The 1,749-nt window shown below is 54.9% G+C and carries 1 rRNA gene; it reads left to right on the top strand.

Annotated elements, in window-relative coordinates:
• Positions 1-141 precede the first annotated feature (141 nt).
• Positions 142-1,711 (top strand): 16S ribosomal RNA (locus HCN83_RS17840).
• Positions 1,712-1,749: the final 38 nt, after the last annotated feature.

Raw genomic sequence — 1,749 nt, 5'->3', positions numbered from 1 at the left:
CTTTGAAAACTAAACAAAAGACGAGAAGAAGGAAAGAGAATGAATCATTCTCTGTCAATTTTTGAAATACAGGAATCTTTAGCCAGATTCCGTTCTGACCGACCGGTTTCACCGGGAGGACAGCTTTGATCAGGCTACTCTTTCATGGAGAGTTTGATCCTGGCTCAGGACGAACGCTGGCGGCGTGCCTAATACATGCAAGTCGAGCGCAGGAAACCGGCGGAACCCTTCGGGGGGAAGCCGGTGGAATGAGCGGCGGACGGGTGAGTAACACGTGGGCAACCTGCCTTTCAGACTGGGATAACCCCGGGAAACCGGGGCTAATACCGGATAACCAGCCGGTTCGCATGAACCGGCTGTAAAAGAGGGGAGTTTTCTCCTCTCACTGAAAGATGGGCCCGCGGCGCATTAGCTAGTTGGTAAGGTAGTGGCTTACCAAGGCGACGATGCGTAGCCGACCTGAGAGGGTGATCGGCCACACTGGAACTGAGACACGGTCCAGACTCCTACGGGAGGCAGCAGTAGGGAATCATCCGCAATGGGCGAAAGCCTGACGGTGCAACGCCGCGTGAACGACGAAGGTTTTCGGATCGTAAAGTTCTGTTGTGAGGGAAGAACACGTGCCGGTCAAACAGGCCGGCACCTTGACGGTACCTCACGAGAAAGCCCCGGCTAACTACGTGCCAGCAGCCGCGGTAATACGTAGGGGGCAAGCGTTGTCCGGAATTATTGGGCGTAAAGCGCGCGCAGGCGGTCTTGTAAGTCTGATGTGAAAGCCCACGGCTCAACCGTGGAGGGTCATTGGAAACTGCAGGACTTGAGTGTAGGAGAGGAAAGTGGAATTCCACGTGTAGCGGTGAAATGCGTAGATATGTGGAGGAACACCAGTGGCGAAGGCGACTTTCTGGCCTACAACTGACGCTGAGGCGCGAAAGCGTGGGGAGCAAACAGGATTAGATACCCTGGTAGTCCACGCCGTAAACGATGAGTGCTAGGTGTTAGGGGTTTCGATGCCCTTAGTGCCGAAGTTAACACATTAAGCACTCCGCCTGGGGAGTACGGCCGCAAGGCTGAAACTCAAAGGAATTGACGGGGGCCCGCACAAGCAGTGGAGCATGTGGTTTAATTCGACGCAACGCGAAGAACCTTACCAGGTCTTGACATCCGTTGACCGCTCTGGAGACAGAGTTTTCCCCTTCGGGGGACAACGTGACAGGTGGTGCATGGTTGTCGTCAGCTCGTGTCGTGAGATGTTGGGTTAAGTCCCGCAACGAGCGCAACCCTTGACCTTAGTTGCCAGCATTCAGTTGGGCACTCTAAGGTGACTGCCGGTGACAAACCGGAGGAAGGTGGGGACGACGTCAAATCATCATGCCCCTTATGACCTGGGCTACACACGTGCTACAATGGATGGTACAAAGGGTGGCGAAGCCGCGAGGTGGAGCGAATCCCAGAAAGCCATTCTCAGTTCGGATTGCAGGCTGCAACTCGCCTGCATGAAGCCGGAATTGCTAGTAATCGCGGATCAGCATGCCGCGGTGAATACGTTCCCGGGCCTTGTACACACCGCCCGTCACACCACGAGAGTTTGTAACACCCGAAGTCGGTGAGGTAACCTTTATGGAGCCAGCCGCCGAAGGTGGGACAAATGATTGGGGTGAAGTCGTAACAAGGTATCCGTACCGGAAGGTGCGGATGGATCACCTCCTTTCTAAGGAGCATCAAGCTCAATCGATTCCTTCTGTCTCG

It is taken from the genome of Alkalicoccus luteus, assembly GCF_012034335.1.
GTDB lineage: Bacteria > Bacillota > Bacilli > Bacillales > Salisediminibacteriaceae > Alkalicoccus > Alkalicoccus luteus_A.
Note: the sequence above shows the minus strand (reverse complement) of the source record. Positions and strands in the feature narration are given on the sequence as shown.